The organism is Scytonema hankhaensis NUACC26 (genome assembly GCF_045865695.1).
Lineage (GTDB): Bacteria > Cyanobacteriota > Cyanobacteriia > Cyanobacteriales > Nostocaceae > Scytonema.
The window spans coordinates 1-26,337 of sequence record NZ_BAACAP010000120.1 but is presented as its reverse complement, the minus strand read 5'-3'; the positions used below and the strand labels follow the sequence as shown (position 1 = coordinate 26,337).

At 41.4% G+C, this 26,337-nt stretch carries 25 protein-coding genes; 18 read left to right on the top strand and 7 right to left on the bottom strand.

Annotated features, from left to right (window positions below):
• Window positions 1–183 precede the first annotated feature (183 nt).
• Window positions 184–594, top strand: coding sequence for an 8-oxo-dGTP diphosphatase MutT (mutT, locus tag ACKTT2_RS06470; RefSeq protein ID WP_407885136.1), 411 nt, complete (start codon window positions 184–186; stop codon window positions 592–594).
• A gap of 89 nt (window positions 595–683) precedes the next feature.
• Here the strand turns inward: mutT and ACKTT2_RS06465 are convergent, their stop codons facing one another.
• Window positions 684–1,871: a histidine kinase gene (locus tag ACKTT2_RS06465; protein WP_407885139.1), complete on the bottom strand. Its 1,188-nt coding sequence runs from the start codon at window positions 1,869–1,871 to the stop codon at window positions 684–686.
• Window positions 1,872–2,429: 558 nt separating this feature from the next.
• On the opposite strand from ACKTT2_RS06465, the gene ACKTT2_RS06460 reads away from it, so the two are divergent.
• The 5 genes from ACKTT2_RS06460 to ACKTT2_RS06440 all read left to right on the top strand — a co-directional run bounded on the left by ACKTT2_RS06460 (window position 2,430) and on the right by ACKTT2_RS06440 (window position 8,106).
• Window positions 2,430–3,839, top strand: coding sequence for an S-layer homology domain-containing protein (locus ACKTT2_RS06460; protein ID WP_407885138.1), 1,410 nt, complete (start codon window positions 2,430–2,432; stop codon window positions 3,837–3,839).
• 34 nt (window positions 3,840–3,873) lie between these two features.
• Complete coding sequence (locus tag ACKTT2_RS06455) at window positions 3,874–4,908, top strand: M42 family metallopeptidase (RefSeq protein ID WP_407885135.1); 1,035 nt, start codon at window positions 3,874–3,876, stop codon at window positions 4,906–4,908.
• A gap of 96 nt (window positions 4,909–5,004) precedes the next feature.
• Window positions 5,005–5,463, top strand: a complete 459-nt coding sequence (locus ACKTT2_RS06450) for a CBS domain-containing protein (RefSeq protein WP_407885134.1) — start codon at window positions 5,005–5,007, stop codon at window positions 5,461–5,463.
• Window positions 5,464–5,543: 80 nt separating this feature from the next.
• Window positions 5,544–6,209, top strand: coding sequence for a phycobilisome degradation protein NblB (gene nblB, locus ACKTT2_RS06445; protein WP_407885133.1), 666 nt, complete (start codon window positions 5,544–5,546; stop codon window positions 6,207–6,209).
• Window positions 6,210–7,287: 1,078 nt separating this feature from the next.
• Window positions 7,288–8,106 (top strand): LEVG family PEP-CTERM protein, encoded by an 819-nt coding sequence (locus ACKTT2_RS06440; protein WP_407885132.1) that lies wholly within the window; start codon window positions 7,288–7,290, stop codon window positions 8,104–8,106.
• A 148-nt stretch (window positions 8,107–8,254) separates the two neighbouring features.
• On the opposite strand, the gene ACKTT2_RS06435 is transcribed toward ACKTT2_RS06440, so the two are convergent.
• From ACKTT2_RS06435 to rpaB, 3 genes are all read right to left on the bottom strand, one after another.
• Window positions 8,255–8,773: a DUF456 domain-containing protein gene (locus tag ACKTT2_RS06435; protein ID WP_407885131.1), complete on the bottom strand. Its 519-nt coding sequence runs from the start codon at window positions 8,771–8,773 to the stop codon at window positions 8,255–8,257.
• 88 nt (window positions 8,774–8,861) lie between these two features.
• Window positions 8,862–9,491, bottom strand: a complete 630-nt coding sequence (locus tag ACKTT2_RS06430) for a cofactor assembly of complex C subunit B (RefSeq protein ID WP_407885130.1) — start codon at window positions 9,489–9,491, stop codon at window positions 8,862–8,864.
• 127 nt (window positions 9,492–9,618) lie between these two features.
• Complete coding sequence (gene rpaB, locus ACKTT2_RS06425; protein WP_038087821.1) at window positions 9,619–10,347, bottom strand: response regulator transcription factor RpaB; 729 nt, start codon at window positions 10,345–10,347, stop codon at window positions 9,619–9,621.
• A 163-nt stretch (window positions 10,348–10,510) separates the two neighbouring features.
• Between rpaB and radA the strand changes: the two genes are divergently transcribed.
• From radA to ACKTT2_RS06405, 4 genes are all read left to right on the top strand, one after another.
• Window positions 10,511–12,082: a DNA repair protein RadA gene (gene radA / locus ACKTT2_RS06420; RefSeq protein WP_407885129.1), complete on the top strand. Its 1,572-nt coding sequence runs from the start codon at window positions 10,511–10,513 to the stop codon at window positions 12,080–12,082.
• Between the two features lie 132 nt (window positions 12,083–12,214).
• Window positions 12,215–12,454 carry a DUF2283 domain-containing protein gene (locus ACKTT2_RS06415; protein WP_407885128.1) on the top strand — a complete coding sequence of 80 codons (240 nt, stop codon included), beginning with the start codon at window positions 12,215–12,217 and terminating at the stop codon, window positions 12,452–12,454.
• Entirely contained in the window at window positions 12,451–13,338 is an 888-nt protein-coding gene (locus tag ACKTT2_RS06410) for a phosphate/phosphite/phosphonate ABC transporter substrate-binding protein (protein ID WP_407885127.1), read from the top strand. The genes ACKTT2_RS06415 and ACKTT2_RS06410 overlap by 4 nt, the downstream gene beginning before the upstream one ends.
• Before the next feature lie 313 nt (window positions 13,339–13,651).
• Window positions 13,652–14,983: a protein kinase domain-containing protein gene (locus tag ACKTT2_RS06405; RefSeq protein ID WP_407885126.1), complete on the top strand. Its 1,332-nt coding sequence runs from the start codon at window positions 13,652–13,654 to the stop codon at window positions 14,981–14,983.
• A 2-nt stretch (window positions 14,984–14,985) separates the two neighbouring features.
• On the opposite strand, the gene ACKTT2_RS06400 is transcribed toward ACKTT2_RS06405, so the two are convergent.
• Both ACKTT2_RS06400 and ACKTT2_RS06395 read right to left on the bottom strand, forming a co-directional pair.
• Entirely contained in the window at window positions 14,986–15,897 is a 912-nt protein-coding gene (locus ACKTT2_RS06400) for a c-type heme family protein (protein WP_407885125.1), read from the bottom strand.
• 32 nt (window positions 15,898–15,929) lie between these two features.
• Entirely contained in the window at window positions 15,930–16,823 is an 894-nt protein-coding gene (locus ACKTT2_RS06395) for a Tll0287-like domain-containing protein (protein WP_407885124.1), read from the bottom strand.
• Window positions 16,824–17,193: 370 nt separating this feature from the next.
• Here ACKTT2_RS06395 and ACKTT2_RS06390 point away from each other — a divergent pair, with 370 nt between their 5' ends.
• The 3 genes from ACKTT2_RS06390 (at window position 17,194) to ACKTT2_RS06380 (ending at window position 20,448) form a co-directional block, all read left to right on the top strand.
• Complete coding sequence (locus ACKTT2_RS06390; protein WP_407885123.1) at window positions 17,194–19,053, top strand: protein kinase domain-containing protein; 1,860 nt, start codon at window positions 17,194–17,196, stop codon at window positions 19,051–19,053.
• A 36-nt stretch (window positions 19,054–19,089) separates the two neighbouring features.
• Entirely contained in the window at window positions 19,090–19,329 is a 240-nt protein-coding gene (locus ACKTT2_RS06385; protein WP_407885122.1) for a type II toxin-antitoxin system HicB family antitoxin, read from the top strand.
• Window positions 19,330–19,557: 228 nt separating this feature from the next.
• Window positions 19,558–20,448: an SDH family Clp fold serine proteinase gene (locus ACKTT2_RS06380; protein ID WP_407885121.1), complete on the top strand. Its 891-nt coding sequence runs from the start codon at window positions 19,558–19,560 to the stop codon at window positions 20,446–20,448.
• A gap of 87 nt (window positions 20,449–20,535) precedes the next feature.
• Here ACKTT2_RS06380 and ACKTT2_RS06375 read toward each other — a convergent pair whose 3' ends face one another.
• Window positions 20,536–21,231, bottom strand: a complete 696-nt coding sequence (locus ACKTT2_RS06375) for a peptidoglycan-binding domain-containing protein (RefSeq protein WP_407885120.1) — start codon at window positions 21,229–21,231, stop codon at window positions 20,536–20,538.
• A 323-nt stretch (window positions 21,232–21,554) separates the two neighbouring features.
• Between ACKTT2_RS06375 and ACKTT2_RS06370 the strand changes: the two genes are divergently transcribed.
• The 5 genes from ACKTT2_RS06370 (at window position 21,555) to ACKTT2_RS06350 (ending at window position 26,203) form a co-directional block, all read left to right on the top strand.
• Window positions 21,555–23,000, top strand: a complete 1,446-nt coding sequence (locus ACKTT2_RS06370; RefSeq protein ID WP_407885119.1) for a hypothetical protein — start codon at window positions 21,555–21,557, stop codon at window positions 22,998–23,000.
• 431 nt (window positions 23,001–23,431) lie between these two features.
• On the top strand, window positions 23,432–23,893 hold the full coding sequence (gene rimP, locus ACKTT2_RS06365) for a ribosome maturation factor RimP (RefSeq protein WP_407885118.1): 462 nt from the start codon (window positions 23,432–23,434) through the stop codon (window positions 23,891–23,893).
• A gap of 144 nt (window positions 23,894–24,037) precedes the next feature.
• Window positions 24,038–25,462 (top strand): transcription termination factor NusA, encoded by a 1,425-nt coding sequence (nusA, locus tag ACKTT2_RS06360; RefSeq protein ID WP_407885137.1) that lies wholly within the window; start codon window positions 24,038–24,040, stop codon window positions 25,460–25,462.
• Between the two features lie 58 nt (window positions 25,463–25,520).
• Entirely contained in the window at window positions 25,521–25,784 is a 264-nt protein-coding gene (locus tag ACKTT2_RS06355) for a YlxR family protein (RefSeq protein ID WP_407885117.1), read from the top strand.
• A 248-nt stretch (window positions 25,785–26,032) separates the two neighbouring features.
• Window positions 26,033–26,203 carry a hypothetical protein gene (locus ACKTT2_RS06350; RefSeq protein WP_407885116.1) on the top strand — a complete coding sequence of 57 codons (171 nt, stop codon included), beginning with the start codon at window positions 26,033–26,035 and terminating at the stop codon, window positions 26,201–26,203.
• Window positions 26,204–26,337: the final 134 nt, after the last annotated feature.

The window sequence follows — 26,337 nt, the reverse complement described above, 5'->3', positions numbered from 1 at the left end:
TAGCACTGTTTCTGCTACTGAGGTTGTAGCTGACTTGAGCAGCAATGTTCAATTATGTTCAGCTTAAAAGTATCAGTTGCCCCGTGTAAACTATATAAATTACAAACTGAGCAAACTCGGCAAACATTTGTATCCTTTGCCAAGTTTTGTTGTATTCTTATATATTTTGAATTTGAAAAACTTATGAGTGAAACAATATCTTCCGTACCTCATAAAATCATAGGTGTTGCCATAATCAAAAACGACCTAGGACAGATTTTAATCGACCGCCGACGTCGAGAAGGAGTCATGGGAGGTTTGTGGGAATTTCCCGGAGGTAAGGTTGAGCCAAACGAGACAGTATCTGAGTGCATCAAACGGGAAATACGAGAAGAACTAGGGATTGAAATTGAAGTTGGCAAACATCTACTGACAATCGATCACACCTACACTCATTTACGAGTTACTTTAACAGTTCATGAATGTCGCCATCTTTTAGGCATTCCACAACCTATCGAGTGCGATGAAGTTCGTTGGGTGAGTGTAGGTGAGTTAGAAACATTTACTTTTCCCGAAGCCAATCTTCAAATTATTGAGGTTTTGAGGAAGGGCTAGTTAACCAGTGACCAGTAACCAGCGATCAGTGACCAGTGACCAGTGACCAGTGACCAACTAACTACTAACTAATAACTACTAACTACTAACTAATTTGGATACACTGGTAACGTAAAGTGGAACCATGCCCCACCTTCCGGAGCAGCATCGACCCAAATTTGACCGTAATGTGCTACAATAATGCGCTGACACAAACACAAACCAATGCCGTACCCTTCGGTGGTTTCATCTCTTGCTAAGCGGAAGTGATTTTCAAAAATGCGTTCTCGATTTTCTTCAGGAATACCTGGTCCCGTATCACCAATACTAAATTGAACTTTTTGAGTTGTGCGGTGCAGTCCAGAGACAGCAATAGTACCGCCTTCAGGAGTATATTTAATAGCATTATCCAGTAAATTCATTAAGACTTGCCGTATGCGTTCTGGATCTGCATAAACACTGGGCAAGTCTTTTGGGATGTCTTTTGTTAGAGTATGATATTTAGCTGTGTAGCGATCGCGTAATTCTTCAAGTACCTCCGAACAAAGTTTGCCCAAATCTATCTTCTCTGGTTGAATGTAAAATTCCTTTTCACTACCTCGCCCGACTTGTAAAAGGTCAGTAATCATCTTATCTATTATTTTGGTTTGGCTGCGAGCTTGTTTAAATAGGTGTACCGTCATCTTTGGGGGGAGGCGGTCAAATGTACCTTGTTCTGGATTGAAGTTAGATTGTAATGTATCGATGGCTATGGAAGCTGCTGTGAGAGGATTGCGAAGGTCGTGGGCTAACATCGCAATCACTCGATCTTTAAACTGTAACTGTTCAGTCAGTTTTTCTTTTTCTTGTTTTAAGCGAAAGATTTCATCTGAGAGGTGTAAAAGTTCTTCTGAAACAGCTAGCGAACCGATTGTAGATTGATTTCCCTTAACAAGACTATTATCAACTGTATTTTCCTGAAAACTACTTTGTAATTCTAAATACGCATCTACAGAAGCTTGCCACCGAGTCCACCAAGTTTTTAATTGAGCCGTGATGTTACTACCAGCTAAAATTTGTCTTGGTTCCGGATGGATTTTGATGAGAGCTGGCGTTGCTACCAGTTTAAAATGTTCCGCCAAGTAGGGCTTTTGTCCTACATCTACGATCTGTAGTTCAAACTTATATTCAGCCTGCAATTCTTCTAAGTATAAAAGGATTCGCTGTACTTGCTGTCTGGACTTTGGACGCCCATCGACAAAAAGTAGCAGTTGTAGTGGAGCCTCAGAATAAATAGGCCGATCCTGGGAAAATTGCATGTAATCGTGTTTCAGCACTGGTAACAAACCGACGACGCGAAATTGGGTAAGTAAAATTGATTGGCGGTTGTTGATGGAATAGTCGCTCTGTTTTTTCAATTTAATATCTATTTTAGATTCTTCATAGTCCTATCCCACACTGGTTTTTACGATAAGATATATTCTTTTTAGCCTTCCGGTTGTTTTTTGACCAGATCTTCTCCCAAAAATCATCCATACCGCTCCTTTAAGGGCAATATTTACTTTTAATCAACTTGTATCGCCAAGCCTAAAAGCATACTGAAAGTATATTTGCTGGTTAATTGAAACTAGAAAAGATACCGAGCTTTTAGGTATTGCTCAGCACACATTTGCTCGCCAATAACATTCCCAAATCGGTTGCACGGAACTAGTGGCGAACTCTACCCTTGTTTATCTTTAGAAGTAGAGAGTAGGTTTACTCTCAGTTTACCACCTGAAATAATTGCTGATAACGTTGAGGGAGAAGGATTAGGCATCGGAGAAACTGAGTTGACTTTGCGCTACTGTAGAAATCGATCTGTTTATTCATGGTTGTCCGTGTTGCAAAGTAAACGTCCAGTTGTTTTGATAGGTGTGGCTGCTGTTCTACTAGCTGCTTTAACAGCCTGTGCCAATAGTCCAACTGCCAAAGAAATTGAGCGATCTTTGGCAGCCGATCCAAAGCTAAGCAGTAACCCAGTAAGTCCTGGTTCTCAAGAAGCAAGCAGTAACCAACAACAGCAAACTGATGGAGCAACAGTTAGGTTACCTGTTGATTTTCCTAAGGATATCCCTTTATATCCCAATGCCACTTTGCAAGAAGTGACACCACCTAGTGACGAAAAACCAGGTGCATCATCAACTCGCTGGGCGAGCATTGACCCCAGTAATATCATTGCTAGCTATTATCTCCAACAACTTCCAACAAAAAACTGGCAAATTGTCCAACAGTCAAACGAACAGGGAAATTTGATTGAGGCGCGACGCGAGCGCACGTTACTCAAAATTTCCATTCAGCCCAAAACAGTTACTAACGCCTCACCCAATCAACCACAAACCTCAACTGAAATACTGATTGATTACCAACCAAATTCTACAGAAATAACGCAAGCTACCCCAACTCCTACCTCCAGCCCCGAAACAACTGCAACGAAAGTTCCACAACCTAGTGAATCACAGTTTGTAGGTCCGGTGCGATCGCCAGAACCAACAGCCCAACCCAATACTACGGACGCACCAACCAACACTACAACAACTTCTAATCCTCAAGAATTTAGCGATTTAACCAGAGCACCGCAAGAATTCCAAAGATACATTCGAGATCTAGCAGCGTTAGGTGTTCTCTCCGTAAACTCAAATGCGGCTAAGAGCAATGAAGGTGTTGTAACAAACCAATTTGAACCCAATAAAATTATTTCTCGACGCGAATATGCTCGTTGGTTAGTCACGGCTAACAATAATATATATGCCAGCGATCCAGCCAAACAAATTCGCTTAGCATCCGGAAGTTCCCAACCTGCTTTTAGTGATGTTCCAAGAACCGACCCAGATTTTCCAGTGATTCAGGGATTAGCAGAAGCCGGACTAATTCCTAGCCCTTTATCAGAAAACGCCACAGCAGTGTTGTTTCGTCCCGGCGCACCCTTGACACGAGAACAATTGATTTTGTGGAAAGTGCCTTTGGATACACGCCAAGCCTTACCAAATTCCAATTTAGACGCAATTAAGCAAACTTGGGGTTTTCAAGATGCAGGGAAAATAGACCCCAAAGCATTACAAGCAATTCTGGCAGATCGTCAGAGTGGCGAACAATCAAATATCCATCGCGTATTTGGGTACACCACGCTCTTTCAGCCGAAAAAGCCAGTCACTCGTGCTGAGGCAGCAGCAACTTTATGGTACTTTGGAACTCAAAGCGAAGGAATATCAGCAGCAGAAGCCTTCAAGGTTAAGCGTCCACCTAGTTAATACCGGTCACTGGTCACTGGTCACTGGTCACTGTATGAACCAACTGTTTAAAATTATCGAAGAATTGGTTATGCACCATTCTCCTAGTGGTGCGGAAGAAGAAATCAATCAGTTTTTAATGCAGCAATTTACAGCGTTGGGTGTTGAAGTATGGCTTGACCGTGCTGATAACATCATTGCTAAAATTCAAGGGCGAGATTCAACAAGAGCGATCGCAATCACTGCTCATAAAGATGAAATCGGTGCAATTGTGAAAAGTGTTGGCGATAAAGGTCGAGTCGAAGTTCGCAAACTAGGCGGAGCATTTCCTTGGGTTTATGGTGAAGGAGTTGTCGATCTACTAGGTGACAATGCGACTATTAGCGGTATTCTCAGTTTTGGTTCTCGCCACGTTTCTCATGAATCGCCACAGAAATTACAGCAGGAGGACACTCCTGTCAAGTGGGAAAATGCCTGGATTGAAACAAAATGCACAACTGCTGAACTAGAAGCAGCAGGTATTAGACCAGGAACCAGAATGGTGGTTGGCAAGCATCGCAAGCGACCAATTCAGTTAAATAACTACATTGCCAGCTATACTTTGGACAACAAAGCTTCTATTGCCATCTTGCTAGCTCTTGCTGAAAAGGTTAAACAACCATCAGTAGATCTGTATCTAGTAGCATCAGCAAAGGAAGAAGTGGGGGCAATTGGAGCGCTTTTCTTCACGCAAAACCAACGATTGGATGCTCTGATTGCTTTAGAAATCTGTCCTCTCTCCTCAGAATACCCAATAGAGGATGGCAAACAACCTGTCATACTTTCCCAGGATGGTTATGGAATTTATGATGAAACACTTAATGCACAACTACGTCACTGCGCCCAAAAACTCGGTGTACCCGTACAGTTAGCAATAATAAGCGGTTTTGGCAGCGATGCGTCCATTGCAATGAAGTTTGGTCACGTGTCCCGTGGTGCGTGTTTGGCATTTCCTACACAGAATACCCACGGGTATGAAATTGCTCACTTAGGTGCGCTCGCAAACTGTATTGATATGTTGCAAGCGTTCTGTGAAGCAGAGTTTGAGTGAGTTTTTGGTTAAAATGTGTGAATGGGAAGAGGGTGACTGCTACAGCAATTACATACAATGATGGCAATGAAGTGAATAGAAAGTGACAGCAAGCAAATGCCTAAAACCGTTGCCGATGTAATGAGCCATAACCCAATTGTTGTGCGACCTGAAACTCCTTTAAAGGAAGCCATTCAAATTTTGGCAGAGCGACGAATCAGCGGACTACCTGTTACAGACAATGCTGGAAAATTGGTAGGCATCATTTCAGAAACGGATTTGATGTGGCAAGAAACAGGAGTTACACCTCCAGCGTACATAATGTTTCTTGATAGCGTTATCTATTTACAGAATCCCGCTACTTACGATCGCGACTTACACAAAGCACTAGGGCAAACAGTTGGCGAAGTTATGAGTCACAACCCCGTCACAACTTCTCCTGACAAAACTGTGACAGAAGCAGCCAGACTCATGCACGATCGCAACATTCACCGTCTTCCAGTACTTGACAGCGAGGGTCAAGTCGTTGGTATTCTCACCCGTGGCGACATTATTCGAGCAATGGCAAGCCAGTGACCACCTGACCAGTGACCACCTGACCAGTGACCACCTGACCAGTGACCAGTGACCATTAACCACTAACCATTAACAAAAAAATGAGTACGACACCAGAATCAGTTAAGCAAATGCTTGGCTCGCAAGATTTGGGCGAACGCTTGCGTGCAGTGAATCTCGTTCGCCAATTAGAACCAACGATAGGTTATGAGCTAATTCAAACCGCTATCAATGACAGCAATTCTCGCGTGCGTTACTCAGCTGTGAGTCAATTGGATACCTTGGGTAGTCAAAATTTAGATTTAACCTTAAACGTGTTGCGCGATCGCCTTTTCAACGATCCAGAAGCTGATGTACAAGCAGCCGCAGCCGATTGTTTGGGTGCTCTGAAGCTACAAGAGGCTTTTCAAGATTTACAACAGGTTTACCGCACAACTCAAGAATGGATCGTCCAATTGAGCATTATTGCTGCATTAGGAGAGTTGGGAGATCCAAGAGCCTTTGAGTTGCTCAAAGAAGCACTTGCTTCCGATAATGAGCTAGTCATTACAGCTGCGATTGGTTCTTTAGGAGAGTTGGGCAACCCACAAGCCGTTCCTCTTTTAGCTCCGTTTGTCACAAATCCAGATTGGCAACTCCGATACAGGTTGGCGCAAGCTCTCAGGCGTTTGGGTAGTGCAGATACCAAACCTATATTGGAAACTTTGGCAAAAGATGAAGTAGAGGCAGTTGCCACGGAAGCGAAAAAGTCTTTAAGTGAGTCTTAAAGCTCTTAGAAGACTGCCAAATTAAAAAATCTGGCAAAATCCCCTGTGGTGCGAACACAAAATTCCTTGTGGTGCGAACACAAAATTTCTTGTGGTGCGAACACAAAATTTCTTGTGGTGCGGGCGTCTCGCCCGCCACTTATACAAGGCGGGCGAGACGCTCCACAACCGCACGCCACTTGCTTCCCCAAGGAGGAACCCTCGCACGGCGCTGCTCTCCATCCTACAAGATAGATATAGCGCTTTTCACTTGAACCCAATACAGTTCTTGTGGTGCGGGAATCTTGCCTGCCTAAAACGTCTGGGACAGACGTTCCACAAGACTATTTTTTATGTATTGCAGCCAACTGAAAACTGCTGTAATTTATTTCTTGGAAATTCCCAATTACGAGCGCTTTTCAATACTTATAAAGTAGTACAAAAAATTCCATGAGTTGATTTATCCTTAAGCCATCCAATGGTGAGAAGGAAGTAACTGCATTTGTCCTGCCTGGGCTATATTGCTTATTGCAATTCGGAAGTCTTAAACATTCTAATTTACTGAGTTATTTTTTATACTAGATTAATAGTAAAAACACACTAAAAATCAGTAAAAACTCCTTAAGTAACTTAACTGAGAAACCACAGCAGTTCAGAATTGTTTTTTGAGAAAATAAAAAGAACTTGATAGATTGAGAAGTGCGATCGGTCTGAAACATAACGGTTGAAGCCGTATCGTGTATATATATAGCTAAACTTCAGATCGTTCAATCCCATAGCAGTCAAGGCTTTAACCGCATTATATTTTTTCAGTTAAGTAAATAGCGGAAGAACCTCCTATTACGTAAGTAATAGGAGTTGCAATTCAGTAATACTAACAGCTATAAATTTCAGTTGAAGAACTTAAATTATTTTTGAGTATTCGTGATTTTTACTGACAAAAATGCAATCATAAATCTCAAAATCAAGATTATATCAATTCTGATTTTTAGACTTCCCGATTCAAAAAAAGATAGCTAAATTAGTGAGTGTAAAGAGCGGGCAAAAAATAAAAACTGCTGCCCGTAACTAATAGGGTTAATCTAATCGGGAGCAAGTTATGCAAAAGTTCAATTTAGTAGCGGCAACAATTTTAGGAACCAGTTTAAGTATGGGTCTAGCTGCTGCAATGCCAGCCGCTCATGCTATGTCTTTGATTCCTCAACAAGAAGGTGAAATTGGCTTGACAAACATGAATTGTATTGTTGCAGCCAAAGACTGTATTCAGACAACAGGCTATAAGGTAAAAAGCTTGGATTTTAACCAAGATTTTAAAGATGATGGACTGAAAACAGAGTTTGGACTTAGCCGTTTGTTTGTTGATAAAAATGCCACTCAAAACAATTGGGGACCTACTAATAACCAAGTTAAGTTTACATTGAAAGATGAAGGAACAAATCCCATCTCCGATCAGTATTGGTTCCGTCCTGTTGCTTACGATACCAAGGGTAAAGTGATTGAAAATGGTCGATTGGAAGTGGGTAAGTTTTTATTTACCTTGGACAAAGCTTATGAAGAAGTGTCATTAGACTTTTTTGATGTAGAAGATAATTTCTTTTCTGGCATCTTAGAAGTCAATGGACAAAGCATAAGCAATCTGCTTGCAGGTGCAGGTAAAAAAGACGATGGTTCGACTAAGACCTTGAAATTGAAAAATGTATCCTCCTTTGTCCTTCAATTAGGTAACCCCGGTACTAACTTTGCTAAAGATGGTACTCGATTGAAAAAGACTACATTCACTACTGGTGACGGTGTTCGCTTGTCTGGATTAGCAGTTACCAAAGCAGTACCCGAACCAACAACTACCTTGGGCTTGGGTGCAATAGCAGCAGTTGGTTTGTTGGGCTTACGTCGTAAAAAAGCTGCTCGAGTTGGTTAATTAAGGTTTTGTCAAAATCGCGAATTTCTCATCAACCAACTTTAAATGAGATAGTATAAAGCCTGTCTTTACAGGCTACTTTTTAAAAATCCGTCTTTTGAACGTCATTAAAAACTCGCCAAGGCGGGTTTTGTTTTTTTGTAATTGTTTAAGAACCGAAAACCTGAGACCAAGTAGTTACCAGGAAAGTAACAACAGCACCAATTGCCAGCAGTCCTTGAATTAAATTTCCAAGTAGCGTACCTACCACGATTCCAATCCCAGCTTTCATGGCAACAACTAAGTCGCGTCTGTAAAGGTACTCACCAATAATCGCTCCTAAAAGGGGTCCTAACAACATCCCCAATAATGGACCGCCAACAGGTAAAGTAGGTAATAATCCGAAAAAGCCTAGCAAAAATCCGACTACTGCTCCAATTTGTCCCCACTTGCTAGCACCTGCTTGTTGTGCTCCTATGTAACCTGCTAAAAAATCAACTCCTATACTTAAAAGTAAAACGATAACAGTTACAATTAACGGAATTTTTATAGCTGCAAAAGAACCACTGACAAAGCCCCAAATAATAATTCCAATTAAAATTAAGCTCGATCCAGGAAGGGCAGGAATGACTGCACCCGCAATACCTACAAGCATTAAGGCAACGATTAAAATGTAAATAATTGTCATAGAATTAGGGGTTAGGGATTGGGGATTAGAGATTAGGGATTAGGAAAAGAGAGGGAATTCCCAATCCCTATTCCCTAGCCCCTATTCCCTATGCCTCATCTAGAGTAACAGCTAATTTATCTGCTATTCCGGCAATCCAAGTTTCATCTTGTTTGGTGTAGCTTCGAGGAGCATTTGCACCTAAAATAAGGACTCCTTCTTTACCAATTGGTTGACAAATGACACCTTGAGTATTCTCAGGTAAATAATCAAATTCAACTCGTCCTGGATAAACTTTTAAATCTACCAAATACACCGGCTTTTGTTTTTCTAACACCCTCTTGACTATTGCTCTGGGTATCACTTCTGATTTTTCAGCTAAAATCCCCCTTCTTAATAAAACTTTACCTTGATAATAAATAACAAGCGATCGCGTCACCGTATTAGTTAACAACAAATGCGATGCCCAAGCGAGTTCTGTTTTTACAGTTTCTGGTAAATCGGGGGCTAAGACAAAACCTTCTTCACCTACAAGTTGAACGGCATCTGGAGTTCGCGGCTGCACTTGTTGCCATAGTAAACCGATCAAAATCAATACAGCACTTAATATGACACCAAGCACATCCGCACGTGCTTGAGAATCAGTTATGTCTGGCGTCAACAACCGATTTATCAACAGAAGCACAGCGCCTAACCCACCCACTACGATAGGCAGACGCCGTAAAACGTCATTGGTCATTAATTGTTAGTTGTTAGTTGTTAGTGGGCATTTGTCACTGGTCACTGGTCACTGGTCACTGGTCACTGGTCACTGGTCACTGGTCACTGGTCACTGGTCACTGATCGCTGGTCACTGGTCAGGTGATTCACTCTTCTCCTGGTTCAATTATCCGTTGAAACAAGTAACCCGTCCCTCTTGCTGTAAGTATTAATTCTGGGTTGCTGGGGTCGTCTTCTAGTTTTGCTCGCAAGCGGGAGATATGTACGTCAACAACACGGGTGTCTACATGACGTTCCGGCGTGTATCCCCATACTTCTTGCAAAATTTCCGAACGGGAAAAAGCTTCGCCGGAACGACTGACTAGCAGTTCTAGCAAGCTAAACTCCATTCCTGTTAAGCGAATGCGTTCGTCCCCTTTATAAACTTGCCGCTTATTGGTATCAATTTTGATATTACCTACATGAATGACACCGGAACTGGGAATCCCAGAAGCACCTGTTTTGTCTACTCGTCTCAGAACTGACCGAATGCGGGCTTCTAACTCTTTAGGAGAAAAGGGCTTAACTACGTAATCATCAGCACCTAACTCTAAACCCGTGATTCTATCTGCCACATCTCCTAGGGCTGTTAACATGATAATGGGTACATCTGATTCCTTACGTAACTCTTGGCATACCCCATAACCATCTAGTTTTGGCATCATCACGTCAAGGACAACTAGGTCTGGATCGGCTTTGCGAAACGTGTCCAACGCTTCTTCTCCATCACCTGCTGTCACCACGTCATAGCCAATCATGGAAAGGCGTGTTTCTAAAATCCGACGAATGCTAGCTTCGTCATCTACTACCAGAATTTTTTCTTTATGACTTTCCAAGTTTCTCAACTCTCCTTAACTAAAATTTTTCTTGCTTAATTTTTAGTACCATAGTATTAAGATATCATTTCACAATTTGAATGAAAAAAACCTCCATCTACTACTATTATTCAATTTCACTTTGCTCAAAAACTTAAGCAAAAATTAAGATAAGATATAATAAATGCCAAAGCAAAAGACATATTACGTTTGTAGTGAATGTGGCTCGGAGTCTCCTCAGTGGTTTGGTAAGTGTCCGGCTTGTGGCACTTACAACTCTTTAGAAGAGCAGATTGCTATTCAGTCATCGACAGATATACCAAGTCGGGGCATAAGTGGATGGCATCAACAAGCGGGAAACACAAAACCTACACCTAAGCCCGCCAAACCACGCGCATCTCTAACATTCGATCAAATTAGCGATCGCCAAGTGACTCGTTGGGCTTCTGGTTATGAAGAACTCGATAGAGTCCTTGGCGGCGGCGTTGTTCCTGGTTCCATGGTACTGATAGGTGGCGATCCGGGAATTGGAAAATCGACTCTGCTGTTACAAGTATCAAGCGAATTGGCGCAGAGATATCGTATCCTCTATGTCTCTGGAGAAGAATCAGGACAGCAAGTCAAACTTAGAGCCTCTCGTTTAGGTGTCTCAAAATCTCTGAGTTTAGTGAGCGATGCTGACGATAACGGGAATAGTCATAGCGCAATACCCAAAGAAACGGTTATTCAGGTAACAAATTTGTCTGAAGAAACTAAGGGTGCCGATTTATACGTATTGCCAGAAACCGATCTCGAAGAGATTTTGAAGGAAATGGATTCCCTCAGACCTAATGTGGCAATTATTGATAGTATTCAAACAGTATTTTTTCCAGCCTTGACATCAGCACCGGGTTCTGTGGCTCAGGTAAGAGAATGTACTGCAGCTTTAATGAAAGTTGCAAAGCATGAAGATATTACAATGTTAATTGTGGGTCACGTGACTAAAGAAGGTGCGATCGCAGGTCCAAAAGTGTTGGAACATTTGGTAGACACAGTTCTGTATTTTGAAGGGGACAGATTTGCATCCCATCGATTATTAAGAACAGTAAAAAATCGCTTCGGGGCAACACATGAAATCGGTATCTTTGAAATGATAGATACGGGTTTGCGAGAAGTTCCCAATCCTTCAGAATTATTCTTAGGCAATCGTGACGATCCCGCCCCCGGTACTGCCCTAGTTGTGGCTTGCGAAGGAACGCGCCCAATTGTTGTTGAATTGCAAGCTTTGGTCAGCCCTACAAGTTACCCCTCTCCCCGTCGTGCAGGGACAGGTATAGATTACAACCGCTTGGTACAAATCTTAGCGGTGTTAGAAAAGCGGGTGGGAATTCCCATGTCGAAACTCGATTCTTACGTTGCTTCCGCAGGCGGGTTGAACGTAGAAGAACCAGCAGTCGATTTGGGCATAGCTATAGCTATTGTTGCAAGTTTCCGCGATCGCATTGTAGACCCCCGTACCGTACTCATTGGAGAAGTAGGCTTAGGGGGACAAGTGAGATCTGTATCCCAGATGGAATTGCGGTTAAAAGAAGCAGCAAAACTGGGATTTAAACGGGCGATCGTACCTAAAGGGCAAAAATATCCCAACTATGACATTGAGATTGTACCAGTTTCCAAAGTCATAGACGCCATTATTGCCGCAATCCCGCAACAAGGTCTGACAGAAGCTGACTTAGCACCAGATGACGATGAGGAGGAAAATATCGATATTCCCTAGCTTCTCAAAAGTTTTACCCCACCCTAGCCCTCCCCGATGCATTGGGGAGGGAACACAATTTCCTTAATCCCCCCTTTATAAGGGGGGATTAAGGGGGGTAAACCTACTTGCGTGTACTTAAGGAAAAATGAGATGAAAATAACATACGATCCTAGATACAACATAGCGTATATTTACCTTCAAGAAAAAACAATGCAAGTGAATACAATCCAAGTCAGCCAGGAGATGAATGTGGATGTGGGTATAGATGGAAAAATTTGTGGCATTGAACTCTTAAACGCCAATCAACAACTTGGTTCTCTTGAACAAGGTAGGCTAGTTGTTGTTAACGAAGCTTTGGGTGAATCTGCTGAAATCAGGCTGTCACTATGAAAACTATTATTTGGCGGCGCTTTCTACTAATCCAGTTTACTGTACTTATAAGTCTCGTTGGAGTGGGATGCAGTGGCAGCAAGAACTCTGTAAGTACAGAAAGGCTGACTGTGGGAGTGGTTAGTTATGGCGAACAAACAGTTTCATTAGAAAAATACGAGCAATTCAAAAACTATCTTGCCGCACAAACTCAATCAATTGTTGAACTAGAACCAGCCTATAATGAGTTGCAAGCCCTAGAGCAAATTCAACGGCAAAGATGGGAAATTGTATTTGCTCCTCCTGGTTTAGCAGCAATTGCTATGGGGAAAGATCTTTACATTCCTTTATTTTCCATGGAGGGAATTAGCAGCAGACAGCGTTCCTTACTTGTAGTGCGAGATGATAAACCAATTAGCAAAATCGGAGATCTGGCAAATAAAACTGTTGCTTTAGAATCGGTAGGTTCGGCGGCGGGTTATTATATTCCTCTTTACGATCTGTATGGATTAACTTTGGCTCAAATCCGTTTTGCTCCCACTCCTAAAACAATACTCGAATGGCTAAATGATGGGAGTGTGGATGCTGGGGCAATATCTGAAAGAGATTTTGAGCTTTACAAGCAGCAATTCAGTGGAACTAAGTTTAGAATTCTACACACTAGTCGATGGATTCCTCCTGCAGTGGTACTCCTATCACCCACAGTAGAGCGTAATCGACAGCAACAGATTCAAAAAGCTATGGAGCAAGCGCCTGGATACATAATATCAGACGCCGGTTATGTTCCTGCAGCTAAAGTACCCAACTACGATCAGTTTATTAAATTGGTGGAAAAAGTCAGACCGTTAGAAGAGCAGGTCAAACAGACTCCTAGTGTCTTGGTTAATCCCAAAGCAACTAAATAAGAGATATTGCGATCGCTACTGACAATTTCTGTAACTTGATAGAATTCGATCGTTAGACTTGCGTATTTTATCGGAATTCTACTGATTAATTAATTAGGTTCTCTATAAAGCTCGCGGTCTCAAGAAATTTAGTTCCTAAATATAGTATATTTTCTTACAGTGGTTTTGAATCAAATAAGGCTGTTAACATGTAAATATATCGTACAACTCTGATTGTGTAATGGAAACAAGTTTTTACTCAATCGTCTACTTTATGTAACAAATAGAACTAATTATATTAAAAATCCTTAAGTTAGGTAGGAGTGCGTGGATTATGTCTCAGTCCCCCGTCGTTAAACCAGAAATACCTTCAGGAACATTTATCGATAATCGCTACATCATCCAAAAACTTTTGGGACAGGGCGGCTTGGGAAGAACTTATTTGGCTTTTGATACGCGCCGTTTCAACGAACCGTGCGTTTTAAAAGAATTTGCTCCTACCGGTTCGGGAGAAAGTGCGCTAGAAAAATGCCGCAATTTATTCAAAAGAGAAGCTAAAATTCTTCATCAATTACAACATCCTCAAATCCCTCAATTCTTAGCTTGTTTTGAAGGAGATGGTCGGCTGTTCTTAGTACAAGAGTTTGTTGATGGTAAAACTTACTCAGCACTATTAAGAGAACGTCAAAAAATGGGACAAGTTTTTTCTGAAAGTGAAGTTATACAATGGCTGACAAACTTGTTACCAATTTTAGAATATATTCACACACATAACATTATCCATAGAGATATTTCCCCAGACAACATTATGTTGCCTAAAGGAAAAGAGTTACCAGTGCTGATAGATTTTGGTGTAGGAAAACAAATAGCTGACTTAAACGAAGCAACTAGAGCGAGCCAGACAAGTTTTGTTGGCAAAATGTCACTAGTAGGTAAAGTGGGATATGCCCCTCGCGAACAAATTAGCTTAGGGTTATGTTCTCCGAGCAGCGATCTTTATGCTTTAGGCGTAACCGCAATAGTTCTACTAACAGGAAGAGATCCTTCTTGGTTAATGGATCAATATTCTTTAGAGTGGAGATGGGATCAATTTGTGCGTGTAAGCAATCCATTTGCTCAACTTCTTACTAAATTACTAGCAGATACTCCAAGACATCGCTATCAAAACTCAAGAGAAGTACTTGCAGACTTAGCCCGCCTTGGAGTAGCCCAAGGAGCGGCACAATTACCACCACAACCGCAAGCACAAAACGAGAATTTGCCGCCCACTTTGGTGAATTATGAATTTTTGCCCGCAGCAACCAATCGACCATTTCAAAACCAACATCCAGAAGTCAATTTTAGTTCATATCCAAGTCAACCACCATTTGAAATTCCACAGCAATTTCCACAGGTTCAATCGCAATCCAAATCCTATCAATCACAATACCCAACGCCTCAATCCCAAGCTCAATTGTATCAACCACAATCCTCACTCAACCCAGCATTTTTAGAACGCTGTCAGCAGGAACTTGCTTATCACATTGGACCAATAGCAAGTTTGCTTGTGGAGGAGACACTCGCCGAACATCCAGATGCTTCGCCATACCAATTTGTGGAGCTTCTCGCAAAGGAAATTCCCGATTCACAAGAAGCTTTTGCCTTCAGACAACGGTTATTTTCGTGAAATTACACGCTCCCCGTATTTCCATAAGTCCGTTTGATTCTTTTCATTGCCATATCTAAACTAAGCTTCATTCGTTTGAAAGCTTTAGCAAGATTGCCAATCTCATCATTTGTCAACTGCTCAAAATCAACATCCATATGCCCAGTACTCACTTCCTCAGCTACCCGAGTTATCCGTTTGAGAGGCATAACAACTTCTCGATTTAAAAAGAAATTGACTAGAAAGATAACAGCTACAAATAAAATAGAAACAAGCCCTATCATAATGAAAAGAGACTGATTGGCTTTATCAATAACTTTGCTTGCAGGTAATGAAATTATTTGAGCAGCTACAATTTCATTTAAATGCCAATTAAATCCACCTGTATTGCCATAACGTTCAATCATGGTTTTGGGTGCAGCATCAGGGGCGCTATGGCAAACAAGACAACTTTCCTTTGTCACGGCTAATGGACGAGCAATGTAAAAAACATCACCACCGGGTAGCGTTCTAAATCCGCTTACTTGTTTTGAATTTTTATTCTTTCTAAAATTCTCTACAATTCGGGTTTCAAAACTATCCGCTTTATCTCGGAGATTTGTTGGGTTCAGCGTTGCTTCTTTGTAAAAGAAATCACGATAGTCCGGTCGTTTCCGCAAAATCTCAAAAACTTCTCTTGCCGAATATGCCGATACAGTTTGTGGTAAAAACTTAGTTGTTAAATCATCAATCAGTTCTGGAGTAATTTGAGTAAGTGTATACTCTCTCACAGAAGACATTGTGTCAATCAGAGATAAAGCTTTTGCAGTGATTTCATCCCGTGCATTTTGATTTAATATTGCAGAAAGTGTAATTCCACTAAAGCTAACACCAACAACAAGAATCGAAAGTAACAAGATGGTAAATTTTTGTTTTAGTTTTAAATTTTTTAGCATAACCATCGCTCGATTTATTTCTCTGGAGTACTTTAAAACTTTTTTAGTTTTCTCATTGCCATTTCTAAACTGAGTTTCATGCGATTAAAAGCTTTGACTAACTTACCAATTTCATCATTGGATACGTTTTGAAAATTCATATCCATATGCCCCATACTCACTTCTTCAGCTATGCGAGTTATGTGTTTGAGAGGACGAAGAATTTGACGATTTAAGAAAATATTAACCAAAATAGTGACAGCAATAAACATAATAGAAACAATTCCAAGAATCCATACAGAGGATTGCTGTGTTTTTTGGATAACTTTGCTTGCGGGTACTGATATAATCTGAGCACCGATAATTTCATTTAACTTCCACCCAAATCCATTGACTGTACCATACCGTTCGATCATAGTTTTGGGTGCTACATTGAAAGTGCTGTGACATACCAAACATTTTGATTCAGTGACCGCTAACGGGCGAGCGATGTAAAAAATACTTCCTCCTGGTAGTTCGCGAAATCCATCTAATTGTTTTAACTTTTGGTTTTTTCGAAATTGCTCAACAATTTGCGTTTCAAAACTATCAGCTTTATCTCGCAAGTTTGTTGGATTTAGGGTTGCTTCCTTATAAAATAAGTCTCCATATTCTGTTTTTCTTTTTCGCAAATTTTCAAAAACTTCTCTTGCTGAATAAGCGGGTACACTTTGGGGGACAAAATCAACTGCTAATTTATCAGCTAACTCCAAGTTGACTTGTTGATTGGTGTATTCCCGAACAGAAGTCATGGTTTCCATAATCAACAAGGCTGTTGCTGTTATCTCTTGCCTTGCATTATGCTTGAGGACTGTAGACAAAGCTAAACCACCCAAGCTTAAACCTACTACAACTACAATCGACAGCAAAATTGTTAATTTTTGTCTCAAATTTAGATGTTCGAGCATAAGCACAGATGTGTGAAATCACAAGTACAACTTTGGTCTGTTCTTCTTCCTACCCTCCGCTGTTTATCCTTCTTGTAGGATAGATCTGAATTTTTGTATAAATAGACCTTGCTAGAAAACATAATATAACTTCAAAATAATAATTCATTATTCCGGATTATAGTTATTTTTTTCGTTAAAGGAAGAATGGGCTAATGTTCCTTAATTTTTCAACGAGCTAAAATATTTTATACCAAAACTTTATAATATTTATTGCGAGCGTATGTAAAGCTGAGAAACGCTCTTGGTGTCAAGGCAAATATAGTTCTCCTAATCAATCTTAATATTATAGCTGTGCCACAATAAATACAGAATTTGGCGATTGCGACGAATGGTCTGGAATCCAGGACAACAGTTGTTTGGGGGACGGTATATTATTGTGGGAAAACTAGGCGAGGGAGGAATAGGTATGACCTACCTCGCCAAGAATGAGCAACAAGAACTGCGAGTTATTAAAACACTTAGAGAAGAACTCCTGAATAAGGCTGCCTGGAAGCCACACCAAGCGAAATTGAAGCAAGATTTTCGCGACGAAGCAGTTCGGCTTGCAGTTTGCCGCCATCCTCATATCGTGCAAATAGAAAATATTTTTGATGAAGATAATCTTCCTTGCATAGTGATGGAGTATATTGAGGGCGAAGACTTAAGTAACAGAGTCCGCCGTTTGGGAGTCTTATCAGAAACAGAAGCACTAGTATACATTAGACAAGTTGGTGATGCGCTCAAAGTTATTCATAACAAAGGCTTGCTTCATAGAGATATCAAGCCACGCAACATTATGATTCGTGCTAACAAAAATGAAGCCGTACTCATTGACTTTGGTATTGCCAGAGAATTTATTCCCAATGCAGTCCAGAGGCATACAGTCTACCGGACACCTGGTTTTGCTCCTCCGGAACAATACGAACTAGAAGCACCAAGAGGAGAATATATTGACGTATATGCTCTTGCTGCTACTCTGTATAACATATTAACAGGAGTTTTACCGAGGAATGCGGTTGACAGAAGCCCGGAAAATCCACTAGAGTCACCACAACAGTATAATCCAAATATTAGTAACAGGGTTAATGAAGCAATTTTGCGGGGAATGGATTTACAACCGCACTATCGCCCCCAATCCGTACAACAATGGCTAGACCTATTGTTTGGAGAGGAAGCAGAACTTACCCCCCCACACTTGCTTGTGTCTAGTCCAAATGCACGCCAATCCCATATTGGCAAGCAATTTGTTCCACCTACGCCTACTCCCCCTTCTTCAGAAACCTCTTTACAATGGCAGTGCATACGTACTATCACAGGACACTCCAGTATGGTTCATGCTGTTGCTATTAGTCCAGATGGTCAAGCGATCGCCAGTGGAAGTAATGATAACACAGTTAAATTGTGGCAGTTGAGCAATGGAAAACTCATCCGTACTTTTGGTCGTTGGTTTTCCGGTCATTCTAATATGGTGAATGCAGTAGCCTTCAGTCCCGATGGGCAATTGCTTGCTAGTGCAAGTTCCGATGAAACAATTAAGTTGTGGCAAATAAGTACAGGCAAAGAAATCTCCACCTTCAAAGGTCATTTCAACTGGGTGAATGCAGTCACTTTTAGTCCCCTGTCTTCTTCATATCAACCAGGGGTTGGGCGAATGTTTGCCAGTGCTGGGGCTGACGGCACAATTAAACTGTGGCTAACCAGCACAGTCTTAGAAATCGGTACTTTTACGGGACATACTGATTCGGTATGTTCAATTGTCTTCAGCCCCGATGGTCAGCTTTTAGCAAGTGGCAGTGCTGACTGTTCTCTCAAACTTTGGCAAGTCAGTACGGGCAGAGAAATGCACACCTTCACAGGTCATTCCTTCTTTGTAAACTCCGTTGCCATTAGTCCTAATGGGCAAATTCTTGCAAGTGGCAGTGCTGATAATACAATCAAACTCTGGAATATCAATACAAAACAAGAAATTATAACCATAGCAGGTCATTCTGACTCCGTGTGGTCAGTTGCCTTCAGTCCCAACGGTCAACTTTTAGCCAGTGGAAGTTGGGATCGCACTATAAAAATCTGGCAAGTCAGTACGGGTTCTGAGGTGATGACTCTCTCAGAGCATACCAGCTATGTGAGATCCATTGCTTTCAGCCCCAATGGAAAAATCATAGTTACTGGCAGCGATGATGACACTATTAAAATTTGGCGACAAGCGTAACGTATTCTGTATTTACAGTAAGTTGTTATAGAAAAGATGAAACACATAAAAATTATTGTAGAAAAACATTCTGATGGCTATATTGCTTATCCTCTTGGCATCAAAGGGATTGTAGTCGGTCAAGGCGATACCTATGATGAAGCCCTAGCTGATGTTAAATCTGCCGTTCATTCTCACATCAAAACATTTGGGGCTGAAGTTATTGAGGATGAAACACTTTCACTAGAAGATTTACCTGTCCTAGAAACTTTTGTCACTGAAATTCAAATACCTTAATGGGGACTGGGGACTGGGGACTAGGGACTGGGGACTGGGGACTAGGTAGAATTTTCTTCCTTATCCCCAATCGCCAATCGCCAGTCCCCAATCGCCAATCGCCAATCGCCAATCGCCAATCAATCGCCAGTCCCCAATCCCCGATCCCCTTTCTCCAGATAGACTAGTAAATTGCCAAAAATTGTCACAATAAGGACGATCGCTCTTAGTTTTTTCACAATCAATCCTATGGGCTTTGGTATAGGTGATTTATTCTGGATTTTTCTCCTTCTTTCTTCTCTGCAACCCTTGTGGCAGAAACGTCAGGTAGAGTTCCGTCGCGTCCGTGCTATTCAAGAATTTCAGCAGCAACGAAAAAGCCGAGTCATATTACTCATTCATCGCCAAGAATCTATTAGCTTTTTAGGGATTCCTGTATCCCGCTACATTACTATTGAAGACTCAGAACAAATTTTGCGGGCAATTCGCCTGACCCCACCAGAAGTTCCTATTGACTTGATTTTGCATACTCCTGGCGGTTTAGTCTTGGCAACTGAACAAATTGCTAGAGCATTAATTCGCCATCCTGCAAAAGTTACGGTCTTTGTCCCTCACTATGCTATGAGTGGCGGTACAATGCTTGCTCTAGCAGCAGATGAAATTGTTATGGATGCTAACGCTGTTCTCGGACCTGTCGATCCCCAACTGGGTAACTTTCCTGCAGCTAGCATTATTAAAGTTGTCGAACAGAAACCTATTGGTGATGTTGACGACCAGACTCTCATTATGGCAGACCTGTCGCGTAAGGCGATCGAGCAGGTACAGCGTTTTGTGCGGACTTTGTTAAAAGACACAGTTCCCAAAGAAAAAATCAAGCCAGAAAACATTGAAAATATTATCGATGCCCTAACAACTGGGCGCGTAACTCACGATTACCCCATCACTGCGGAGGAAGCAACACAAATGGGGCTGCCCATTACAGTTGGACTGCCCCGCGTTATCTACGATCTTATGGATTTGTATCCCCAACCACAAGGCGGACGTCCTAGTGTTCAGTACATCCCCATGCCTTACGATAATGGTCGTCCAATTCTTCCTACTCCAAAAGGTAGACCTTTAGAGGAACCAAATCCGAATTAGTCAAGATTCCTCTTCAATGCCCAATGACGCCAAGTGCTTCAACGGGGGGAACCCTCCACAACGCACTGGCTCCCCAATGCCCAATTTCTAAGGAGTTGGGGTTGGCGTTGGTGTTGCTGTAGCTTCTGGTGTTGGTGTTTCCGTAGGTGATGCCTCTGGCGTAGAAGTTGGCTTTGGTGTAGGTGAAGTCCTTGGAGTGGAGGTAGGTCTTCTTCTCGGTGTAGGTTTGGATGTAGGTGAAGTAGTCGGCGTTGGTTCGGCTGTTGGTGTCGATTCAGTAGTTGGTGTAGGTTCGGCTGTTGGTGTTGTTTTGTTTAAAACATCCTTTGCCTCTTGGTCGAGTCTTTGCCTGAGTGCTAAGTCAGCGATTCCAGTTTCTTTCAAACCAACTTTTTTTTGATACAGCTTTACTGCCGCTTCTGTCCTGGGACCATAGTACTGATTCTTTGGCAAAAGGGAATTTGGTTTAACGACCAAATTCAAGTTTCCCTGCAAAATTCCAACAATATTGGCTGCAAAATCTTGAGTTTTCTCTCCTACGACTCCATCGGCAGGTTTTAACTTATACCCTTTTTGAAATTCAAGGATAACTTTTTTGGCATCCGCGTCTGTTAAAGGCGCATTTGATACTTTGATGTTATAACCCAAACCCCGTAAGACAGAACGGAATTGTTGGGGTGTATACCTTAAGGCTGCTAACGCTGTGTCTGTTATAACTATACTGGTTGTTATCAGACACACAGTAGCAATACTAACACTTGATTGTCCCAATACACGCCACATAGAAAACTCCTCACGCTCAAATTAGCTATGTTATGACGTTAATGAATGACTTTAGGTTTCTTTAACGTCTTTCTATCCGTGCTATTTATGATTTTTGATTAGTTTAATTTATAATTGGTACGTTATAGCTATGTGGTAATAGCCTATTTTGTCATCTATCTAAGGCAGTATAAGAGGCGGAGCCTCCCTTAAGGCATTCCCAGGCGGAGCCTGGGAACGAGGTGTGGGGTCTGACGCATCATTTGCCAACAGCATCTGCAGAAGAAGTCGGGGAGCCGATCTGATAAAGTAAGGTGGTCATATGCTTAATCTTTATCTTTGAAATGACTATATCAACATCAACACGTAATTTATGGTTTGAGAGGTTGATGGCACTTCTTGCATCAGCAAATTTACTACTAGTCTTGTTTGATTTAAGTTATGTTCCTTGGCGAAATTTGTATTTACAAAAGCTGCCTCAAGTAACACATATATACGATCGCGTTAAAGGTATCGAACCTCATCGCGAAACATCCCATTATTTGAAAACAGTAAACTTACTCATAGAACAAGTGAGTCAAACAGGATTGCAATCTTCACAAGTAGACAAAACATTAGCTGAACTTCGCAATTTAAGTAACGAAATGGTTGATAGCAATCCCTTTGCTGGAGTGGGTAAGAGTGGGACTTTGGAAAAAATCAAAAATCGGATGCGCGAGCGCGTTAATGTAAATTCATCAAAACAAGCTTTTTCTTTTTTTTGGAGTCAAGCATACCTAACAAAGCGCGGTTGGACTCAAGAAATAAATTTTTTCAACAAGGCAATTAAACCTTTAGTTGCTACCAATTATTACCGTCGTATAGGAGAAGATAGCGAATTTATCGATAATTTTTGGTTGATTGACTTACCATTTGTTTTGATATTTGCTGTTGAATTGATAGCCCGAAGCTACTATATCAAGCTTAACCATCCTGGTTTTCGCTGGTTTAATGCAATTCTTTGGCGCTGGTACGATCTTTTCTTAATACTACCATTTTTACGATGGTTAAGAGTCATACCTATAATCATTCGTTTAGACAAAGTTAAATTATTAAATCTTCAACCTTTGCGCCAGCAAATACATCAAGGGATTATAGCTAATTTTGCTGAAGAAATTACGGAAATTGTTATTGTACGAGTCATAAACCAAATACAAGGGTCAATTCAAAGAGGCGAATTCAAACGATGGTTACAGCAAAATGAGACTTTACGTCCTTACATAGACATTAATAATGTAAACGAAATAGAAGCTATTGGAGGTATTTTTGTTCAAACCATCATTTACCAAGTGTTGCCAAAAGTCCAACCAGAAGCGATCGCGATTTTACGGCACACCATAGATAGTGCTCTTAAACAAGCTCCAATTTACAAAAATTTACAAAAATTTCCTGGAGTGGGACAGATACAGCTTCAACTGAGCGAGCAATTAGCAATTCAGATCGCGAATAACCTTTACAGTGCAATAGTCAGCGCTGCCGAAGATCCAGTAGGAGCAAAACTTTCAAGTCAGTTAGTACAGCGCTTTACTGAAGCTTTTGGAGCAGAGTTGCAAAACAAACACGTCCTCTCAGAACTTCAAAACCTTGCGATCGATTTTCTAGAAGAAATCAAACTCAATTACGTCCAGCAAATGTCAGAAGAGGAGATGATGCGAATTTTGCAGCAAACCAGACAACTGAGAACAAAACCATCGGTTCAACCTGTGGGAACGCGATCTCCTGCCATGCTATCACCCAAGGAAAAACAGTAATCGATAGAGAAAGCTAATCACGGGAAAGTCTCACAATCAAACACGAAAATGTCTCTTTCCTAATTCCCAATCTCCATTTTAAGAAAGGTAAAGAGCCAAAGTAATGTATTCAGATAAATTCTTATTACAGTTTATTTAAAACAAAAGGAACTGGAAAAGTGTATAATAGTAGCCTCAAGGCACGTAACATTGGTTTTAATAATGTGCCTTAAGCAGTCGAACCGATGGGAACTGAGAAAGTTAGCGTTACTGAGCCTAGCTTTTGGAAGAAAGATTGGTTTGAAACAAGCTTTTGCATCTTGCTTAAAAAAAATGCGCTAAACTAAGGTTAAGGGCGAACTTAAGTTGTAAGTTCGCCCTAAGACTTCTTGGAAGATATCCCTATCGCAGGAAGTGGGCTTTAGACCCACTTTTTTTGTTTGAATAGCAGCATGACTCACCCTTTAGTCCCACAAATTATAGAATTGGCGACACCAGTAGCAGAACAAATTGGTTTAGAAATTGTTGGAGCAGTGTTTCACACTAACCAACGCCCACCTGTTTTGCGGGTAGATATCCGCAATCCCAACCAAGACACAGGGTTGGATGATTGCGAACGAATGAGCCGTGCTTTAGAAGCTACTCTGGATGCGGCTGAGATCATTCCAGATGCCTACGTGTTGGAAATTTCTAGTCCTGGAATTTCACGACAACTTGAGAACGACCGGGAATTCATTTCTTTTAAAGGATTTCCTGTCATTGTCCAAACTTCTCCACCTCATGAAGGACAACAAGAGTGGAATGGTCAGTTGATTAGGCGAGATGAAACAGCAGTTTACATCAACCAAAAAGGTCGCGTAGTTCAAATTCCCCGTTCCCTAGTGGTGAGGGTACAACTGGAAGAACGTCACTGAGAAGTTCGTGACAAATTTTGGATTTTAGATTTTAGATTTTAGATTTGGGGTTTTGGAAAAGAATCCAAAGTCCAAAATCTAAAATCCAAAATTCCGTATGTACTTGTGTAAATGTGTAAATATATAGGAGATTTGCTTATGTCAATGGTTACGTTACCCGGATTAAAAGATTTAATTGAAAATATAAGTCGAGAGCGTAATTTACCTCGTATTGCCGTTCAATCAGCTATTAGAGAAGCATTATTAAAGGGATACGAACGTTATCGTCGCGCCCAAAATTTAGAACGCAAACAGTTTGAAGATGATTATTTCGACAATTTTGATGTGCAACTTGACGTGGAAGATGAAGGATTTCGCGTTGTTGCCACAAAAACAATTGTAGAAGCAGTCTCCAATTCTGACCATGAAATCGCCTTACAGCAAGTTCAGGAAATGGGAGGTGATGAAGCCCAACTCGGTCAAGAAGTGGTACTAGATGTAACACCAGACCAAGGGGAATTCGGTCGCATGGCAGCAATGCAAACCAAACAAGTTTTGGCACAAAAATTGCGGGATCAACAGCGCCAGATGGTGCAAGAAGAATTTCAAGAATTAGAAGGAGAAGTACTACAAGCCAGAGTTCTACGTTTTGAAAGACAATCAGTCATCATGGCAGTTAGAAGTAGCTTGGGTCAGCCAGAGGTAGAAGCGGAACTGCCTAAGCGGGAACAGTTACCAAATGATAATTACCGAGCAAATGCTACTTTTAAAGTCCATTTAAAAAAAGTGTCTCAAGGTCAGCAAAGAGGTCCGCAGTTACTAGTTTCTAGAGCTGATGCTGGATTGGTTGTTGAACTCTTTGCTAATGAAGTTCCAGAAATTGAAGATGAAGTAGTTAGAATTGTGGCTGTAGCCAGGGAAGCAAATCCTCCATCTCGTCACGTAGGACCTCGCACAAAGATTGCTGTTGATACACTCGATCGCGATGTAGACCCAGTAGGAGCGTGTATTGGAGCACGGGGATCGCGGATTCAAGTTGTTGTCAATGAATTGCGAGGGGAAAAGATAGACGTTATTCGTTGGTCGCCCGATCCCGCAACTTACATTGCTAACGCCTTGAGTCCAGCACGAGTTGATGAAGTCCGCCTGATGGACCCAGAAACTAGGCAAACTCACGTGTTAGTTGCTGAAGATCAATTAAGTTTGGCGATTGGGAAAGAAGGACAAAATGTTCGTTTAGCCGCAAAACTTACAGGTTGGAAAATTGACATTAAAGATAAAGCTAGGTATGACCACGCAGGAGAGGATGCTAAATTTGTTGCTGCTAGGGCAAAATATGCGGCAGAATTAGCTGCACTAGAAGCAGCTGAACGAGATGAGTATGACGAAGAACTTGAGGAAGAACTTGATAACAAACTCCTTAACAATCTTGACGAAGACGAACTCGACGAAGACGAACTCGACGAAGATGAACTCGATGAAGACGAACTCGACGAAGACGAACTCGACGAAGATCCGGAAGAATCTGAATTAGAGGAGGATGAAGATTTTGACGACGATGATGATTTGGACAAAACGGATGCTAGGTAAAGCAAAGAGTTATCAATAGACTTAAAATGCACTCGGGTTGGAATGCAAGTTTTGTTAAATGAAACCAAACTACCGCCGTTGTATTAGTTGTCGTAAAGTAGGGTTAAAGGAAGAGTTTTGGCGGATTGTCCGCGTGTTTCCTTCAGGACAGGTACAATTAGATAAGGGCATGGGGCGTTCTGCCTATATTTGTCCAACCCAAAGCTGTGTCGCAGCAGCGCAAAAAAAAAATAGATTAGCGCGTGCTCTACACGCATCAGTGCCAGAAACACTGTATCAAGCATTGTGGCAGCGTCTATCCCAAGGAAATAACCAAAATTAGTCTTTAGAAAGATGCTCAGTCGTTAGTTGTTAGTTGTTAGTTGTGCCATTTGGGACTAACTACTAGCTACTAACCACTAACTACTAACAATCCTTCTACAAAATCTGTAAGAAATACAGAATGGCTTGAAACCAACTTGTAGCGGTGATTTCAGAGGAAAAGTGCAGGCAGCCGAACAAATTGTGCTGCAAACACGTCCTCTATAATCGCTCATGTAGTGCCAGAATAGTAAAAGGGTGTCGTTAGCATTGCTCTTCATCTTAGGAAAAGGAGCGAAGCTGCACTCCCAACAAGTTTTACTTAGTTGTGTTGTGGAAGACTCAGAAAAAGCAAAAAAAAGAAAAACAGAATGGCAACCTGGTAGCGCCCAAGCGCGGTTTGGCGTCAACCATCAAATCTGGTGGGGATGCCGGAATTAACAAGGGAACATCTCTCTTTCCTGATTGGAGGCATCGGCAAAAATAGCAATTGCAACCAAAAAACAGTAATCAAAGGATGGAGATGTCACAAACCAGGCAACCATCCGCTAAAACTGTAAATTAAAGGGGAAGAG

Bases quoted from the DNA above. Each gene is read 5' to 3' on its own strand.
- mutT (WP_407885136.1), top strand. From the start codon at position 184: ATGAGTGAAACAATATCTTCCGTACCTCATAAAATCATAGGTGTTGCC.
- ACKTT2_RS06465 (WP_407885139.1), bottom strand. From the start codon at position 1,871: ATGCAATTTTCCCAGGATCGGCCTATTTATTCTGAGGCTCCACTACAA.
- ACKTT2_RS06455 (WP_407885135.1), top strand. From the start codon at position 3,874: ATGAACCAACTGTTTAAAATTATCGAAGAATTGGTTATGCACCATTCT.
- ACKTT2_RS06450 (WP_407885134.1), top strand. From the start codon at position 5,005: ATGCCTAAAACCGTTGCCGATGTAATGAGCCATAACCCAATTGTTGTG.
- nblB (WP_407885133.1), top strand. From the start codon at position 5,544: ATGAGTACGACACCAGAATCAGTTAAGCAAATGCTTGGCTCGCAAGAT.
- ACKTT2_RS06440 (WP_407885132.1), top strand. From the start codon at position 7,288: ATGCAAAAGTTCAATTTAGTAGCGGCAACAATTTTAGGAACCAGTTTA.
- ACKTT2_RS06435 (WP_407885131.1), bottom strand. From the start codon at position 8,773: ATGACAATTATTTACATTTTAATCGTTGCCTTAATGCTTGTAGGTATT.
- ACKTT2_RS06430 (WP_407885130.1), bottom strand. From the start codon at position 9,491: ATGACCAATGACGTTTTACGGCGTCTGCCTATCGTAGTGGGTGGGTTA.
- radA (WP_407885129.1), top strand. From the start codon at position 10,511: ATGCCAAAGCAAAAGACATATTACGTTTGTAGTGAATGTGGCTCGGAG.
- ACKTT2_RS06415 (WP_407885128.1), top strand. From the start codon at position 12,215: ATGAAAATAACATACGATCCTAGATACAACATAGCGTATATTTACCTT.
- ACKTT2_RS06410 (WP_407885127.1), top strand. From the start codon at position 12,451: ATGAAAACTATTATTTGGCGGCGCTTTCTACTAATCCAGTTTACTGTA.
- ACKTT2_RS06405 (WP_407885126.1), top strand. From the start codon at position 13,652: ATGTCTCAGTCCCCCGTCGTTAAACCAGAAATACCTTCAGGAACATTT.
- ACKTT2_RS06400 (WP_407885125.1), bottom strand. From the start codon at position 15,897: ATGCTAAAAAATTTAAAACTAAAACAAAAATTTACCATCTTGTTACTT.
- ACKTT2_RS06395 (WP_407885124.1), bottom strand. From the start codon at position 16,823: ATGCTCGAACATCTAAATTTGAGACAAAAATTAACAATTTTGCTGTCG.
- ACKTT2_RS06390 (WP_407885123.1), top strand. From the start codon at position 17,194: ATGGTCTGGAATCCAGGACAACAGTTGTTTGGGGGACGGTATATTATT.
- ACKTT2_RS06385 (WP_407885122.1), top strand. From the start codon at position 19,090: ATGAAACACATAAAAATTATTGTAGAAAAACATTCTGATGGCTATATT.
- ACKTT2_RS06380 (WP_407885121.1), top strand. From the start codon at position 19,558: ATGGGCTTTGGTATAGGTGATTTATTCTGGATTTTTCTCCTTCTTTCT.
- ACKTT2_RS06375 (WP_407885120.1), bottom strand. From the start codon at position 21,231: ATGTGGCGTGTATTGGGACAATCAAGTGTTAGTATTGCTACTGTGTGT.
- ACKTT2_RS06370 (WP_407885119.1), top strand. From the start codon at position 21,555: ATGACTATATCAACATCAACACGTAATTTATGGTTTGAGAGGTTGATG.
- rimP (WP_407885118.1), top strand. From the start codon at position 23,432: ATGACTCACCCTTTAGTCCCACAAATTATAGAATTGGCGACACCAGTA.
- nusA (WP_407885137.1), top strand. From the start codon at position 24,038: ATGGTTACGTTACCCGGATTAAAAGATTTAATTGAAAATATAAGTCGA.
- ACKTT2_RS06355 (WP_407885117.1), top strand. From the start codon at position 25,521: ATGAAACCAAACTACCGCCGTTGTATTAGTTGTCGTAAAGTAGGGTTA.